Here is a 15,363-nt window from a genome sequence, read left to right as displayed (position 1 = left end):
TTATCTCGTACGCATTTCTTCTATCCTGTCGATTACCGATTGCAAAGATGCCGTATCCAGAAGCATATACATATCACCGCTAAGGCTGTGATATTCATCTTCACCTGTAATCTCAAACAAAGTTGTCAGGCCAAATATGTGGTCGATTTTTCCACTCATATGCTTTTTTGCTTTTTCGAATATCTCATCGGTAGTCCCCTCGGATATAGTGGGGATTGAAGGTATGATAGAAAGGTTCAGGAATTTGGAGAGAGCGTTATAATAGCTGCCTGCAAGAATATTTGCAACTTCAATAAATGCCGAGACTTTCATATAACTGTCTTCGGCACTATCCTTCAGAAGCATATCAGCAAGAACCTCTGAATGGTTTTTACTAAGTATCAGTATGAATCCACCATTCATATCTCCCATAACTCTAACTATGGCTCCTATCTTCTCAGAGTTAAGACTTTCTGAAATATCTTTAGCTTTAAGCAACGTTAGGGACGAGCCACTGACATTAATGGACTTGCCCACAAGCTGTGAGAGTGCAGTTGTTGCATTTCCCATTCCAATATTTCCCACTTCATTTAATGCATCGTAATAGAACTTATCAAGTACTATATTCATTCATTTCTCTCCTGTCAGATCATCTTTTCAATACGGTCTATTATTGTGTCCATGGAGTCAGGGTCAAACATTGTAAGGAAAAAACCATCGGTTCTGTTTCCCTGGATTATAAACATAGTGTCAAAAAGAAGCGCATGCTCTACTTTCTGACTCATCTCTATCAGTATCTGGTCTATTATGGCTCCCAGCATGTCAAAAGTCTGCATAGGCGTAGAAATTCTGATGTTCAGGCCCAGAAAATCAGACAGGGAGCTAACATAAGATCCTGCAAGAATATGACCAACCTCTTCGAGGAGTGATTGGTTAAGGGGTGTAAGAATATCTGTATTTTCTTCATGAGTGATTATCTCACAAATTGTCTGGGCTGCTTCTTCAGGAAGCATCATCATGATGTACCCTTCGATATCACCATTTACATGCATTATCACGCCTGATACAACGTTAGCAGCTCCTCCCAGAACCTCAGGAACATCTTCGATAAGTTCTACTTTAAAATCAGGAACCTCTATTTTTACTCCGGTTTCTATCATTTTGGAAAGCGATGTTACAGCATTTCCAACACCGATGTTCACTATTTCCCTTAAGGCACTTACCTGCAACTCGCTCAGGCTTGATATCTTATGCTTCATTTGTAGACTCCATGATTACGTTTTACCCATGTTACTTCATGATTTTATTTTCATTTCTGGTAGATTCTCTCTTTAGAATTGTATGATTTGAATTTGTCTTTTGATGGTCCTATCAGTGTCTCGGTTTTACCCATCACAAAGAACCCTCCGTTTCCAAGGGCACTGTAAAAGTCCATGTAGAGTTGTTCTTGCAACTCTTTCTGGAAATAAATTGTAACGTTTCTGCAGAATACGGCATCAAAACCGCTCATTTTCGGTCCTGATATTAGGTCCTGTTTTTTGAATTGAGTAATCTTTTTGAGCTCATCTGAAATTATGTACTTATCTCCGTCCTTGGTGAAGTACTTCTTAAGAAAAGCAGGTCTGACATCCTTCATCTCTGCAGCAGAGTATATTCCATTCTGGGCTTTCAGAAGACTTTCCTTATCGATATCAGTTCCAGTTATTTTGATGTTATATTTACTAAAATCCTTTCCGAGTATATGATTAAATAACATTGCCAGGGAATATGCTTCTACTCCGATTGAGCATCCTGCACTCCAGATCCTGATTGAACGAAGGCCACCTGTCTTTGATTTGATTATTGCCGGCAGTACTTCTTTTTCTACGATATCGTATACTTCAGGGTTCCTGAAGAAATTTGTAACATTTACTGTCAGAGTTTCCATAAGTTCAGGATATTCATTCTTGTCACTTTGCAGCAGTTCTACATATTCTTTGTAAGTCTTTGTATTTGTTGCACGCAACCTGACATCGATTCTTCTTTTGAAGTGAGAATCCTTGTACTGGTTTGAATTGAATCCAAGATTTTTCTGGATTAGGTTTTTCAGTATTTCATAATACTCGTCTTCAGTTTTCCCAACGGTTTTAAGCATTTTTTATACCTCTGCAAATTCTATTGTCACATTGTTTCCATCCCTCAAAGGGGTTGTAAATCTGGCAGGAACGTTGTTTACAAGAAGTCTCATTCTTTTGCCAACAAGTTCCTCCTTTTTAATATCCATAAATTCAAACAGGTCCGAAAGTATCGGATCCGCATCATCCCCCAGTTTCAGTTTGATATTATCTCCATCATCTATTTTGTCAGAAAGAGAAGCCCTTTTTCCATTAAGGGTAATTTGCGGCATAGAGCCATCAAATACAATCTCATTGCCATTGAGAAGTACGCTGATCTTTTTGCTTTCTTCAGGTTTACTCAGGATATTCTCGATCCTGTAGTCAAACTTTGATTTATCAATTAGAATTATATCATTATCATTGACAGGGTGTTGTGAAAGTTTATCTCTGTCAACAGAATTCCCGTTTAGCTTGAATGTGTAATTTATCCTGTCAAAATACTGAACAGTATTATTGATAACAACTGATATCTTTTCAAGTTCATCCTGTCCGAATTCCATTTCAAGAACATCTTCCAGGTTTGGTGCACGTATTTTAATATCAGCCCTGTCAGGTATTGTTTCTTCAAAGGATGCCTTTTTTCCATTAATTGTAACAAAAGGCCCGATTTCGATTTCGTTATAATTGACGTTGATATTGAATGCAACCTTCAGTCCCTGCATCTTTATGAGATCTCTGACCTTCAGCTTTGCATCTTTTCCATCCACTGGTGCTGTGAAATCAATGACAGAACCCTTGTGTACAGGGTCTCCAAGACTTGCTTTTTTTCCATTATGTAATATGGTGGCATGTTCGCCCGTATCGCCCTCAATTGTTCTGAGTTCAGAATTGACAGTAAGACTAAGCCCCATCCCGGGGCGTGGATAAAGGCGTTTTACTTTTGCAGCTACAAGTGCGTCCATAACAGATAGTCCATTTATGTCCATCAGGTGGATTTCAAGACCGTTTACAGTCAGGTCGATGAATTCAATTCCTTCATCAAGAATTGCCATCCGGGCTATTCCAAGTGGTGTTATCATGTCCGCACCGGTAACAATTCCTGTGTTGTCAGCCAGGCCTTCTATTTGTTTAGGAAGACGTGAGCCAATTCTCTGCACAGGAATATCAAGATGTTTTGATAGATGTTCTCTAAGGCCTGCGGTCTGTGACCCACCACCAACAAGGGCTACTGCTCGTGGAACTTTCTCATTTATTGTAAGTATTTCTTCGGCAATGTGCATTGCAAGCTTTTCTACTTCATGCTCAATATCAGAAATTACCTGACTTACCGGAACTTCAGTGATGACACCAAAAATATCTTCAAGCTCGATTTTATCCTTGCTTGTAAGGGACCTTTTGATATTTTCTCCCTTCTTGAAATCCACAAGATAGTAATCGCATATAAAATCAGTAATTTCATCTCCTGCTTCCGGGACCATTCCATATCCGATTACGGTTCCATTATCTGTAATTGCAATATCGGATGTTCCTGCTCCGATATCTACAAGTGCAATATTGAGTTTTCGCATATCAGAAGGAATAGCAACATTCAGGGCTGCTATGGGTTCAAGAGTAACACTTGATGCTTCAAGTCCGCACCTGTCAAGTACGGCAAACATACTGCTGATAACAGCTTCCGGTAAAAAAGTAGCAAGCACTTCCACTGTGACAGAACTTCCCTTCTGTCCGATAATATTGGAAATGCGTTCCCCGTCAAGTTCATAGTGAACTACGGAGTAACCTACGCAATTAAATCCTTTATCGTTTCCAAGTTGGTTTCCGGCGCGTGCAACTGCCTCAAATTCCAGTTCGGAGATATCCTCACGACTTATTTCCCTGTAAGGCATCTCCACTGAAACTTTTACTTTGGATGTCTTAAGTGCCCTTCCTGCAACGGCTACGGCAACTTTTGACAATTTGCATCCGGTTTCTTTTTCAAGATCATCTCTGACCTCGTCAACAACCTTTGCAACCTTTTCGACATCATGAATTTGCCCATCCTGCATGCTGCGCTCGTTATGTTCGTGAACACACGCAGCTTTTATGTTGAGGTTCCCATCTTCTGTAACAAGTCCCACAACAGTTCTTGTTCCTATATCCAGGGCAAAATGGGCACTGTTCATTTTATCCCATCATTTTCTTCATTATAGCTGCCATTATTATGTCCGTGGCACCGGGTTCAAAAAGCATATTGAATTCATTCCTGGAGTTTGTAGAAGGTATCAGACATTCACCTTTCACAACAATGAACTGGTCTGCAACCTGTCCGATTTCCTGTTTGATGAAATCTCCAACACCTTCCATGTTGACTTCCATGCTGGGGTCTCCAATGTTAAGGTGTATTCCCAGGAATTCATTGACAACACGCATATAAGCACTGCAGAGGTTCACTCCCATTTCACGAAGTTTCTTAACCTGTTGCTCTTCAATTTTATTTGTAGTTCCAATTGACTTTTTCATCAACAGATCTGAAAATGATAGTGCTGAGAACTTAGGGAGTAGTATGAGGGTTCCTCCTGAGACATCACCTGTTATGTGAAGGTGTATTCCAACCACGCTCTTGTTCTTGCCTTCTTCATTGCTTTTTTCGATTATTTCATCCAGAGTCAGCATTTCTACCACAGGGATATCGATTTTCACATCCCTGTTCACCATTTTTGAAAGTGAAGTGGCCAGATGTCCCATTCCAATGTTTCCGGCCTCTTGAAATGCTCCTCTTGCCATTTCGTCCATTTCTGCCATATTATTCCCTCATCTTTAGATCAATGTAGCAATATCAAGGATCAGTGAAACACTTCCATCTCCGAGGATAGTCGCGCCTGCAAATCCTTTCATATTTTTCAAAAGTTTATTATCAAGAGTTTTGATGATTACTTCTTGCTGTCCAAGGAGGTCATCAACGACAAGTCCGATGTTGCTTCCCATCTTTTCGACAACCACAACGATTAGGTTCTGCTTGTCTTCTGCTTCGGTGGGACATTCGAGTACATCATGCAATCTAAGTAACGGAAGTACTTCTCCCCTGAGCATGATGACTTCTTTTCCTTCGATGGTTTTAATGTCACTGGATTTGATTCCAACATCACGGATAACATTACCAAGAGGAATGGCGTATGTTTCCCCGGCTACAGTAACCATGAGTGACTGAATGATTGCAACTGTAAGTGGTAGCTGCAGCTTCATTATGCTACCCTGGCCCGGAACAGAGCTGATTTTGACACTTCCGCCAAGAGCTTCAATCTTTGTCTTGACAGCGTCCATTCCAACACCTCTTCCAGAGATATCGGTAACAACCTTTGCTCCGCTAAAACCAGGCATAAATATGAGATTCAGCGCATCGGTGTCTGATAATTTGTCAACTTCTTCTCTGGTCAGAACTCCCTTTTTAACAGCTATGTCTCTCAGATGTCCGGGGTCCATTCCCTTACCATCGTCTTCTACTTCAATGAGCACACTGTTTCTCTGACGTGAAGCTGCCAGTCTTACAAGACCCGCAACAGGTTTTCCAAGTTGCTTACGCTCTTCTTCGGATTCAATTCCATGATCCACAGCATTTCTTAGAAGGTGAACCAATGGGTCGCCAATCTCGTCCAGTACGGTCCTGTCCAGCTCGATTTCTTTACCTTCAATAATCAGGTTGATTTGTTTTCCTTCAGACTTGGCAAGGTCTCTTACCATTCTTGGGAATCTGCTGAAAATCTGGTCAATAGGAACCATCCTGGATTCCATAACTTCAGTCTGGATCTCATTAGTCAGCCTGTCAAGATTTGCAAGAGATTCGTCCAGATCTTTTGCATTAAGATCAGATGCAAGCTGGTTTAGCCTTATTTTGTTGATAATCAGTTCCCCAACAAGGTTCATCAGGTTGTCAAGACGCTCTATATTTACTCTTACACTCTGTATACTCTTGACAGCATCAGACCTTTTAACAGCAGAAGCACTTTTCTTTTCTTCTGTTTCTTCTTTCTTTTTTTCCTGCTGCTTTTCTTCAACTTTTGAACTTTCAGCGATGGTTGTAGGAACTACATCCTTTATCTCTGAAATCTTCTTAATAGTTCCAACTATGTCATCATCAGATGATTTAGTTGCGAAAATTACTGTGAAGTCTAAATCAAATTTCTCATCTTCAAGTTCTGCTTCTGTGGGGACACATCTTATTATTTCTCCCATTTTGGATACATTGATGAGTACCAGAGTTGATCTGGCAGATTTCAGGACGCATGATTCATCAAGAAGAACTTTCAGTGAAACCACACGGTTGCCTTCACTTACAGCTTCCTCGATAGCTTGCTTTTCGTTATCTGATAATTCAATATTATCAACAACAGGGGCAACCTCAACCTTTGCTTCAGTTTCGGTATCGTTTTCTGCGTTTTGCTCTGGAATTTCTTTACCTATTTCATTTTGAATGGTATCAATACTTGCAGTTACAGAACCCTTTATCTCCTGTACTGGCATGGTTCCTTCCATTGCCTGTGCAAGGGTTGCCTGAAGATGAGCAATATCTACTTCTTCTCCACTGTCAACAGCTTCAACAAGTGCTTCCAGTGTGTCCAGGCATTCAAAAAGAATGTCTATTAATCCGTTGCTCACTTCTACCTGTGATTTCCTAACCATGTCCATCAGGTTTTCCATTTCATGGGTCAGTTCTGAAATTGTGTTAAAACCCATTGTAGCAGACATTCCCTTCAGGGTATGTGCTGATCGGAACATGGTATTGATATATTCCAGTTCATTGGGGTTTTGTTCAAGCCCCAGTAATGAATCGTTAAGTTGTTGCAGATGCTCTTCCGATTCTGCTCTAAATATTTCTTTGTATTCTGACATATCCATGGTCACACCAACCCTGAGAAAATAATGACCTTCTCACTTTTCATACACATTTTAATCACCGGATGAGTTCAGCATTCGTACTATCTCCGAAGATATCCTTTCAAGAGGTACAATACTATCAGCAAGTCCTCTCTGGACAACTGCTTTTGGCATACCATATACCACACATGACCTTTCATCCTCAGCGATTGCTTTACCACCTGCTTTTTTTATGTCTTCCACACCATCAGCACCATCTGCTCCCATTCCTGTCAGAACTGCCGACACTATATTAGATCCATAGATAGGCACAAGTGATTTGAAGAGAATATTTGCGCAGGGTCTTACTCCTTGCTCACGGGGTTTCTGGTTGAGTTTAACAACTTCATGGTGAATTCCACCCTTCTCAACAGATGCAATCTCCATGTGGTAATTTCCCGGTGCAAGATAGGCATGTCCCGGTTGGAGAACATCTCCTTCTTTGGCTTCGGTAACAGTCAGTGCAGACTGTCCATCCAGCCTTTGTGCCAGGGATGCTGTAAATCCTGCAGGCATGTGCTGGACAATTACTACAGGCACTTTCAGGTTGCCCGGTAATTTAGGAACTACTTGTTCCAGGGCACGGGGTCCGCCTGTGGAAGATGCAATGGCGATTATTTTTCCGTTTGCATGGTGCACGATTTTTGAATTACTTTTCTTTGGTTTAGGTGGCAAAGGTTTACCTTTATTTTCACGAGATATTTTTACGTGTTCTTCCATGAATCCGAGTTTTTTCAGATCCACTTTAGAAGCCATCTTTACTTTTTTGCGGATCTCATCGGCTATATCCGCAATGTTAACACTTATGTTTCCTGAAGGTTTTTGTATAAAGTCTACTGCTCCGTATTCAAATGCATTCAGTGTACTTTCCGCAGACCTGGAGTCGACCGCCGTTAACATGACTACTGGAGTTGGGCATTCGCTCATGATATATCCCAGAGCGTGCAATCCGTCAAGTACAGGCATCTCAATATCCAAAGTCACCACGTCCGGCCTGAACTGTTCGACCTTTTCAACAGCTTCAAGACCGTTTCTGGCCGTAGCTATTACGTTTAATTCCGGGTCTTCTTTCAGGATATCCGAGATGACCTTTCGCATGAGCGCGGAGTCATCGACCACAAGTGCATTGATAGTCATATTAGATTACTTTTCCAATTACTTCGAGAACTTTTGCTGCATCAAATGGCTTGACTATAAAGTCAAGGGCACCGGTTTTAAGCGCATCTGTGACAACAGATTGCTGTCCGATGGATGAACACATAACTACTTTTGCAGCCGGGTCCATTTCCATTATCTTTTTGAGCGCGTCTATTCCTTCCATGTTTGGCATGACAATATCCATGAAAACGAGCTCAGGCTTTACCTCTGGATATTTGTTCACAGCATCAAGTCCATCAACACATTCGGCAACTACTTCATGACCATTTTTTGTTAATATGTCTTTGATGACCATGCGCATGAAGGCAGCATCATCCACAATCATTACTTTTACCATTTGTTCATATCTCCCATGTTTGGTATTGCATAATATGTGCAGTATTTGCACTATATTTAGTAGAATATGGATTGTATTTCTACGTTATTATATAGGGGATAATATATTATATTAATTTATTGTTCGTTTGAACTTTTCCTTTTTAAAGTCGCTTCCACAATTACATATTCTATACAGGTTCAGGCTAAAAAATAAAGCCTGTGCAAATTATGCAATTTAACTATATAGAGAGTAGTATATAATATTTCTCATTATATATTAGTTGCAATATGCTGTATCGACCAGCTGCGCTATCCATTGCTATCTGAAAACAGATTTTAAACCGGGATTTAATTTGCAATTGTAAGCAAAATTATCAGGAAACAGAATCTGACTATTACGCTTATTCCTGTTGAAAATGCCACTATTTTGACACCGGTTTTTGGTCCGAATATGGATACATATCTTGGCAGCAAGGTCCTCACACTAAAAATCGGCAGCATGAACATGCTTCCAAGCATAAGTACTATCATTGCCTGAATATATGAGATACCATTATTGCTTATCATTGGTCCGAGAAGGGATATTCCAAGAATCGGACTTGCAACGTAACTGGTAAGCGGTACTATACTTTCAGGTGGAATTCCAAATATATCTGCAAGCGGTAACACATTGAAAATCTCAAATGCACCGTTTTCCCTTAGATAGAATACCAGTGTTGTCATTGACAGGTAAATGATGGCTATTTTTTTGAATAGCTTCTTGTTGCGCTTAAGTGACTTTTTCACAGCTTCAGTCAAAGTTACTTTTTTACCTGCAACTTTATCGTCGTACATACATTTGTTTTTCTCAAGGAACAACCTGCTTAATATTATAACTGCACTTACCTTCACAATGGCTGTGATTATAAATACAGTTACATAGAAACCGCCAACAATGGGTCCGAGTGCAGGTAGAACAATGGGTATCTGGTAAGTGATAATTTCTCTTACGTATGCAGGAGTACTGTTTAGTACAGCACACAACATTGTTTCCTTTTCATTAATGCATCCGTTCTCTTTAAAGTTTACAACCATACCATTTGCAGCAACGGTTGATCCCATGGCTACAAGAAATGATGATGCACATGTGTCCGGAAGATTAGTATACTTAAAAAGTGGCCTGACAAGACCGGAAAATTTCTGCATAAAACCGAGTTCTATCAGAATTCCGGTACCGAACAATCCCACAAAGATCATAATAAGAATAGGTATGGCAAAGTCCAATACTTCCAGAAAGATCGAGAACATGGAATATTGTACATTTCAGGTTCTAAATTAAACTATCTCTTCATTCATGCTGCTAATCTGGTCAACCTGTTCTATTTTTATAGTTTTGGTGATAGAAAAACCTTATATTTATTGCAACGTATTGAAAGGTGGTGATTAAGCTGAAGAAAGACCTTATGAATATTCTTGCCTGCCCGATTTGCAAAGGGGACCTTGTCCTGAACATCGAAAAGGAAGATGGCAATGAGGTAATTTCAGGCACACTGTATTGTTCTGTTTGTAACGAGTACTATCCCATAGAGGAAGGTATTCCAAATATGCTTCCGCCTGATCTCAGGGAATAAGACCGGTGAGGACATTTAATTGCAGCAGGTTCATATCAACAGACTGGGAGTAAATTCTATTGAATTCGACACGGATACTGTTGAGTTACCATTATCTCCCGGCGAGGAACGCAGTTTTGAGGTTGTGCTTATAAATTACGGCGCTCCCACGCATGTCAATTTATCCGTAAGTGACACTCTGAGAGAAAATATCACAGTTCTTGAAGACAATCCTTATGTTAAACATGAGGAATACATCCCTTTGATAGCACGAATTCCATATGATGGAAGACTCTACACAAAAGGACAGGTATATATTACTGTGGGTTACGGTTCCAAACGACAGGGTTTTAACTTGAATCTTGGTCATCCTGGACCAAATGAGGCCAGTTTTTCCGTTGATGTTGATGAATCTCTTTATAAGCCTGCAACATCATCACCAAAGCCAAAATCAGCATCAAAATCTTCTAAATCATCCAAATCATCATCTAAATCGTTATCTTCTTCTATGTTCGGAGAAGATCACTGGAATTTTCAGCTTCCATCAATTCCTTCTGAAATGTTCAATTCGGCTTTCAAAGCAATTTCCCCGTATTCAGGCGGGATACTGAAAGTTCTTATTTTACTGTTAATTGCTGCTTTATTAGTTTCATTTATACTGTCACTTGATCTTGAACAGTTCTTTAGTTTCTACAATTCTGTGTTCTATTCGATCATGCTGACATTTTTGATGGCTTATCTATTAATGAGACTTCCTAAATCTAAAAGATAATCAAGGTGAATAATATGAAATATATCATAGTTACCGGCGGTGTAATGAGTGGACTTGGAAAAGGAATAACCACTGCTTCAATAGGACGTAACCTGAAGAACAAGGGCTACAAGGTCACAGCCATTAAGATTGACCCCTATATCAATATTGATGCAGGTACTATGAGCCCGTTCCAGCATGGAGAGGTTTTTGTCCTGAAAGACGGAGGAGAAGTGGACCTTGATCTTGGAAACTATGAACGTTTCCTTGATACCGAGCTTACAAGGGAGCACAACCTGACAACAGGAAAAGTCTATGAATCTGTGATTTCCAAGGAGCGCAGAGGTGAGTATCTTGGCAAGACAGTGCAGATCATTCCTCATATCACAAATGAGATAAAAGAACGCATTCGAAGGGTTGCTGCCAAAAGTGGTGCTGATGTCTGTATGATAGAGGTTGGCGGTACTGTAGGTGACATCGAGAGTATGCCTTTCCTTGAGGCAGTAAGACAGATGTACAGGGAAGAGCCCAAAGAAAATCTTGCTTTTGTGCACGTGACACTTGTACCTATGGACCCACAGGGTGACCAGAAAACAAAACCAACTCAGCACTCAGTAAAAGAGCTGAGAGAACTTGGTCTCAAACCTAATATTATAGTAACCAGATGTCCTGAACCACTTAATGAAGGAACAATTTCCAAGATATCCCTTTTCTGTGATGTTTCAGAAGAAGCTGTGATAAGTGCTCATGATGCAAATGATATTTATGAAGTACCTTTGATGCTTGAGCAGGAAGGTCTTACTTCTTTCCTCATGAAACATCTTAAACTTAATTCAACAAGTTCTGAGGATAAGTCCTGGGAGAACATGGTTGATAAAATGCACAATCTCAAAGGTGAGGTCAAGATAGGTATTGTCGGAAAGTACACTCATCTTGAAGATTCATATCTCAGTATCAGTGCATCCATCAAACACGCTGCAATAGAGTGCGGTGTCAACTATGATGTGTGCTGGATAAATGCAGAAACCTTTGAAGAGCATCCTGAAACAATAAACTCACTTTCAGAATATGATGGTATCCTTGTTCCAGGTGGTTTTGGCGAAAGGGGAACCGAGGGTAAAATAAAGGCAATTCAGTTTGCAAGGGAGAATGATCTTCCATATCTTGGACTTTGCCTTGGAATGCAGTTATCTGTTATTGAGTTTGCAAGAAATGTTGCAGGTCTTGAAGGTGCCAACAGTGCCGAATTTGATGAGGATACTCCTTATCCTGTGATTGACATTCTTCCGGAACAGGAGAATGTGGTTGATATGGGTGCAACAATGCGTCTTGGAGATTATGATGCAGATCTTAAATCCGGTTCACTTGCAGAAAAGATATATGGCCAGTCCAAAATAGTTGAACGTCACAGGCATAGATACGAAGTCAATCCTAACTATGTAGAGAAGATAGAAGCAAGTGGAATGGTGTTCTCTGGTAAGAACAGAAACAGAATGGAGATTGCTGAAATTCCCGGTAAGAAGTTCTTTTTTGCATCACAGTTCCATCCTGAATTCAAATCAAGGCCGGGAAGACCTTCACCACCGTTCAAGGCCTTTATTGAGGCTATGCTCTGATTTTCAGGACTGAAATAAAAGAAGAATTTTAAGAAATAGATTTTCTAAAATCTGTCTTAAGAAAAGCCCACATTTGTGGGCCTAACTCATTTTTAAAGGATCAGTTTTCATGTATTCCCTGAGGACTGTCGTTGCGTAACTTCCTTTTGGAAGGGAGAAAGTAAGTGTAACCTTGCTTTTACCAGGATTAAGTTCATCATCGGCTGTAAGATATTCAGGTTTGCAGTGAAGTAATATTTCCCTTCTAAGTCCTTTGGATGCAAGATCGGGAATCTGCTTCATCCTGAAAGCTTCCTGTGGGATTCCAGTTTCATTGAATATGCTTTTTTCAAGTTCACCGGGAATTCCTGATGCAAACTCGCTTTCATATCCTACAAGTGGTGCGGTTAAAAATGCCCTGTCTCTTTTGAGAAGATTGTTCATTCCGTCAACATTTTCATCTGTTGATGCCTGCATCTTGCCTGTGTCGGGAAGTCCTTCTTTGTTCCTGAAACAAACAATGTCACCTGGACTGGCAATGTTTAGTGAAAGTCCATTTTCTATTCTTTTGCAAATTATCCGATTGAATACATATGACTGGTAGGCATGTATGAACATCTTCCTGATGTTTGGGGAAAGCACACTGAAAGAACCTGCATAATCTCCCGGATTTTCCACAAGGTAATGCATCATTGCTCTCTCATACCTGAGGCGCAGAGGATAGGTTTTCAGTCCTTCGACAAAATCCCGTGTTTCCCATACGAAGTCCCTGACTACCTTAATATCATCCATTTCATCAGGGAATGATTTTGCAATATAGATCATGGCAGCTTTTTCTGCATCGCTGCGAAGTAACTGTTCACCTACAAGATGTGTAACAGGCCTTACAGCTCCAAATCTCTGTACTCCGAAAAAGTTAGGAACACCACCGTATTCAGCGATCTCTTTAGTGGCGGCTTCAAGAGTTTTGTTAAGCTGCCCCGGTTCCATGTCAATGTCCCTGATAGTAATAATAAACTCATTCCCGTAGAGGTCTCCAAGTCCTATTGACCTGGTTGATCTGCCAATAACCTTCAGTTCCACATCCTTTAAATAGAAATTTTCAATCTCCTCTTCGGAGACATCATAAATACTGATTTTCTGGGTGGTCTTAGCTCTTTTATCCTTAGTGCCTGCAAAGCCGATCCTTTTCTGGCTGATACCAAGTTTACGGGACATATCCCTGACAAGATGATGCATGTCCCAGTTTGTTTTAGTAAGTTCAAGTATCAGGTTCTTACCGCTGTCACCTTCCTCGCGGTTTGTAATCTCTTTAACAATAAAATCTTCCGGCTCCTGCCTGAGCACACCACCAATGCCTTCGGCATCTGTGCAGTAAAGGTCGATTCCCATTTTCTTTTCTATTTCTGGTATCATTTATTATCATCCTAAGTCTGGGGAGCTATGTCTATCACAGTCACTGTGCTGGTATTGAGGAAAGTCCATCCGTTTTCAGTCGGTGCCGTTCCTCCGGGAAGTCCTCCTGCATAGATACTTGATGTAGGGTCCATCATGAGCCAGCATCCATATTCATCCGTTGTGTAATAGATTGGCACCGGTCCGTAGTATTCTACGATTGCATCTGCAATAGTTTCCGTGTCATTTCCAATGTATGCTGCTGCAAATGCATGGGTATCCGTGAGGTAAATCCTTGAAGTTCCTCCAATTGCTTCTATGAGTGATGCAAGTAAAATAGCATAGTCATCGCAATCGCCGGCTCCTACTGTGATTGTTTCGCCCGGTGTTGACCACAGATCCTTTCCCCTCGGGTCACTTATGTATTGTATATTTTCTTTTGTGTCATCGAAAAGGTGGCATATCTGGTATATGTTATATTGCCCCGGATATTTTTTAGCGGAAGCTGCTGCCATAGTACGTACCTGCACGTTAGAAGGGTCTATTTTCTCATTTACCAGAGTAAACAATTGCTCCGGGTTTGTTGAGTATTTTGGAGTCTGTGCATCAATTTCCCCGGCTACTTCAATTGTTATTTCTTCAAACTCCTGCATTTCATAATCGTGCCATTTGCCGGACTCTGTCTGGACAAGAAGTGAAACAAAAGGTTCAAGTTCCATTTGTGTTGAATCTTCAGGAACCTCGATGGATAAAATTCCAATACGTCCCTCTTCTTCAGGCTTAATAGTAACGCCAGAGTCATGGAAGACCATCTCATTTTCCTTATTCAGATTAAAGCCTAACTGGTAAATATATACTGGTGTATCTCCCATATTCTTGGCATATACACTTATCACAGCTTCTGTGCCTTCAAAGAATTCAGTATAATAATAGGAACTGGATATCTCAAAACCAGGTAAGTTTTCCGTATATTTGTCGGGGCTATCATCATAAAGGTTCAGATTCTGGGAAGGAACTACGGGGATGGTAAGTTCACTGCTATCCAGTATGTAGTAATCTTCGCTCTGGAACAGGGTTACCGACGAGGGATCAAATATGCCCTCTACTTTTTTTACGGATTCTGAAATACATCCGGAACTTAATATTATGCCTGAAAGTAAGAGGACTATAAAAGCTATTTTCAGTATTTGCGTTTTTTTCTCATTTTTCATGCTAAACCCCCACAAAATACCGGCCCACAGATTCAGACAAGTTTTAGATTTCCTGTTACTTTGTCAATGTCATCAGCTTTTGCCGGTCCGATGCCAAGTACTGTAACAGTTCCGGGTTTTATTTCAGTAAGTCCTGCATCCTGTATGAGTGCTGTTGGAAGTCCCTGTCTTCTTGCAACTTCTTTCAGCTCAAAAAGATCTTTTATTGTCGGAACTCTCAGGACTACTTTTTTCTGTCCGCCTTCTTTCCATTTGTCAAGGGTCGAACGGTCAGCCCACTCAGATGCAGAGACTGCTGCATGTGCAACCTGCACAGCAAGTTTGCCTTTTGATAATTTAAGATCGTCCCTGATTACAATGCATTGTTTATACTCAGTCATT

15 protein-coding genes are annotated in these 15,363 nt (G+C 40.6%); 3 read left to right on the top strand and 12 right to left on the bottom strand.

The window, feature by feature from the left end:
- From METTI_RS03165 to METTI_RS03125, 9 genes are all read right to left on the bottom strand, one after another.
- Positions 1–609 (bottom strand): chemotaxis protein CheC, encoded by a 609-nt coding sequence (locus METTI_RS03165; RefSeq protein WP_023844370.1) that lies wholly within the window; start codon positions 607–609, stop codon positions 1–3.
- Between the two features lie 14 nt (positions 610–623).
- Positions 624–1,238, bottom strand: coding sequence for a chemotaxis protein CheC (locus tag METTI_RS03160; protein WP_023844369.1), 615 nt, complete (start codon positions 1,236–1,238; stop codon positions 624–626).
- A gap of 50 nt (positions 1,239–1,288) precedes the next feature.
- Positions 1,289–2,113, bottom strand: a complete 825-nt coding sequence (locus METTI_RS03155) for a CheR family methyltransferase (RefSeq protein WP_023844368.1) — start codon at positions 2,111–2,113, stop codon at positions 1,289–1,291.
- Positions 2,114–2,116: 3 nt separating this feature from the next.
- On the bottom strand, positions 2,117–4,237 hold the full coding sequence (locus METTI_RS03150; protein ID WP_023844367.1) for a cell division protein FtsA: 2,121 nt from the start codon (positions 4,235–4,237) through the stop codon (positions 2,117–2,119).
- Position 4,238: 1 nt separating this feature from the next.
- Positions 4,239–4,856: a chemotaxis protein CheC gene (locus METTI_RS03145; RefSeq protein WP_023844366.1), complete on the bottom strand. Its 618-nt coding sequence runs from the start codon at positions 4,854–4,856 to the stop codon at positions 4,239–4,241.
- A 15-nt stretch (positions 4,857–4,871) separates the two neighbouring features.
- Positions 4,872–6,941, bottom strand: a complete 2,070-nt coding sequence (locus tag METTI_RS03140; protein WP_245596075.1) for a chemotaxis protein CheA — start codon at positions 6,939–6,941, stop codon at positions 4,872–4,874.
- A gap of 57 nt (positions 6,942–6,998) precedes the next feature.
- The gene (locus tag METTI_RS03135) at positions 6,999–8,102 is read right to left on the bottom strand and encodes a protein-glutamate methylesterase/protein-glutamine glutaminase (RefSeq protein WP_023844364.1); all 1,104 of its coding nucleotides are present in this window, start codon (positions 8,100–8,102) and stop codon (positions 6,999–7,001) included.
- 1 nt (position 8,103) lies between these two features.
- Positions 8,104–8,460: a response regulator gene (locus tag METTI_RS03130; protein ID WP_023844363.1), complete on the bottom strand. Its 357-nt coding sequence runs from the start codon at positions 8,458–8,460 to the stop codon at positions 8,104–8,106.
- A gap of 329 nt (positions 8,461–8,789) precedes the next feature.
- The gene (locus tag METTI_RS03125) at positions 8,790–9,728 is read right to left on the bottom strand and encodes a nucleoside recognition domain-containing protein (protein ID WP_023844362.1); all 939 of its coding nucleotides are present in this window, start codon (positions 9,726–9,728) and stop codon (positions 8,790–8,792) included.
- Between the two features lie 131 nt (positions 9,729–9,859).
- Between METTI_RS03125 and METTI_RS03120 the strand changes: the two genes are divergently transcribed.
- The 3 genes from METTI_RS03120 to pyrG are packed head-to-tail and all read left to right on the top strand — an operon-like array spanning position 9,860 to position 12,397.
- A complete protein-coding gene (locus METTI_RS03120) occupies positions 9,860–10,051 on the top strand; it encodes a methytransferase partner Trm112 (RefSeq protein ID WP_245596073.1) in 192 nt (63 codons plus the stop codon).
- Between the two features lie 19 nt (positions 10,052–10,070).
- On the top strand, positions 10,071–10,802 hold the full coding sequence (locus tag METTI_RS03115; protein WP_023844360.1) for a DUF7524 family protein: 732 nt from the start codon (positions 10,071–10,073) through the stop codon (positions 10,800–10,802).
- A gap of 14 nt (positions 10,803–10,816) precedes the next feature.
- On the top strand, positions 10,817–12,397 hold the full coding sequence (gene pyrG / locus METTI_RS03110; protein WP_023844359.1) for a glutamine hydrolyzing CTP synthase: 1,581 nt from the start codon (positions 10,817–10,819) through the stop codon (positions 12,395–12,397).
- Between the two features lie 81 nt (positions 12,398–12,478).
- On the opposite strand, the gene truD is transcribed toward pyrG, so the two are convergent.
- The 3 genes from truD to pth2 are packed head-to-tail and all read right to left on the bottom strand — an operon-like array spanning position 12,479 to position 15,362.
- A complete protein-coding gene (truD, locus tag METTI_RS03105) occupies positions 12,479–13,792 on the bottom strand; it encodes a tRNA pseudouridine(13) synthase TruD (RefSeq protein ID WP_023844358.1) in 1,314 nt (437 codons plus the stop codon).
- 11 nt (positions 13,793–13,803) lie between these two features.
- Positions 13,804–14,982: a transglutaminase-like domain-containing protein gene (locus tag METTI_RS03100; protein WP_023844357.1), complete on the bottom strand. Its 1,179-nt coding sequence runs from the start codon at positions 14,980–14,982 to the stop codon at positions 13,804–13,806.
- A gap of 32 nt (positions 14,983–15,014) precedes the next feature.
- Positions 15,015–15,362 (bottom strand): peptidyl-tRNA hydrolase Pth2, encoded by a 348-nt coding sequence (gene pth2, locus METTI_RS03095; protein WP_023844356.1) that lies wholly within the window; start codon positions 15,360–15,362, stop codon positions 15,015–15,017.
- Position 15,363 lies beyond the last annotated feature (1 nt).

Source organism: Methanolobus tindarius DSM 2278 (assembly GCF_000504205.1).
In the GTDB taxonomy this organism is placed as follows: domain Archaea; phylum Halobacteriota; class Methanosarcinia; order Methanosarcinales; family Methanosarcinaceae; genus Methanolobus; species Methanolobus tindarius.
This window is presented reverse-complemented; position numbering and strand designations above follow the sequence as displayed.

Excerpts from the sequence above, each read along its gene's own strand:
- METTI_RS03165 (WP_023844370.1), bottom strand. The coding sequence starts at position 609 with ATGAATATAGTACTTGATAAGTTCTATTACGATGCATTAAATGAAGTG.
- METTI_RS03160 (WP_023844369.1), bottom strand. The coding sequence starts at position 1,238 with ATGAAGCATAAGATATCAAGCCTGAGCGAGTTGCAGGTAAGTGCCTTA.
- METTI_RS03155 (WP_023844368.1), bottom strand. The coding sequence starts at position 2,113 with ATGCTTAAAACCGTTGGGAAAACTGAAGACGAGTATTATGAAATACTG.
- METTI_RS03150 (WP_023844367.1), bottom strand. The coding sequence starts at position 4,237 with ATGAACAGTGCCCATTTTGCCCTGGATATAGGAACAAGAACTGTTGTG.
- METTI_RS03145 (WP_023844366.1), bottom strand. The coding sequence starts at position 4,856 with ATGGCAGAAATGGACGAAATGGCAAGAGGAGCATTTCAAGAGGCCGGA.
- METTI_RS03140 (WP_245596075.1), bottom strand. The coding sequence starts at position 6,941 with ATGTCAGAATACAAAGAAATATTTAGAGCAGAATCGGAAGAGCATCTG.
- METTI_RS03135 (WP_023844364.1), bottom strand. The coding sequence starts at position 8,102 with ATGACTATCAATGCACTTGTGGTCGATGACTCCGCGCTCATGCGAAAG.
- METTI_RS03130 (WP_023844363.1), bottom strand. The coding sequence starts at position 8,460 with ATGGTAAAAGTAATGATTGTGGATGATGCTGCCTTCATGCGCATGGTC.
- METTI_RS03125 (WP_023844362.1), bottom strand. The coding sequence starts at position 9,728 with ATGTTCTCGATCTTTCTGGAAGTATTGGACTTTGCCATACCTATTCTT.
- pyrG (WP_023844359.1), top strand. The coding sequence starts at position 10,817 with ATGAAATATATCATAGTTACCGGCGGTGTAATGAGTGGACTTGGAAAA.
- truD (WP_023844358.1), bottom strand. The coding sequence starts at position 13,792 with ATGATACCAGAAATAGAAAAGAAAATGGGAATCGACCTTTACTGCACA.
- METTI_RS03100 (WP_023844357.1), bottom strand. The coding sequence starts at position 14,982 with ATGAAAAATGAGAAAAAAACGCAAATACTGAAAATAGCTTTTATAGTC.
- pth2 (WP_023844356.1), bottom strand. The coding sequence starts at position 15,362 with ATGACTGAGTATAAACAATGCATTGTAATCAGGGACGATCTTAAATTA.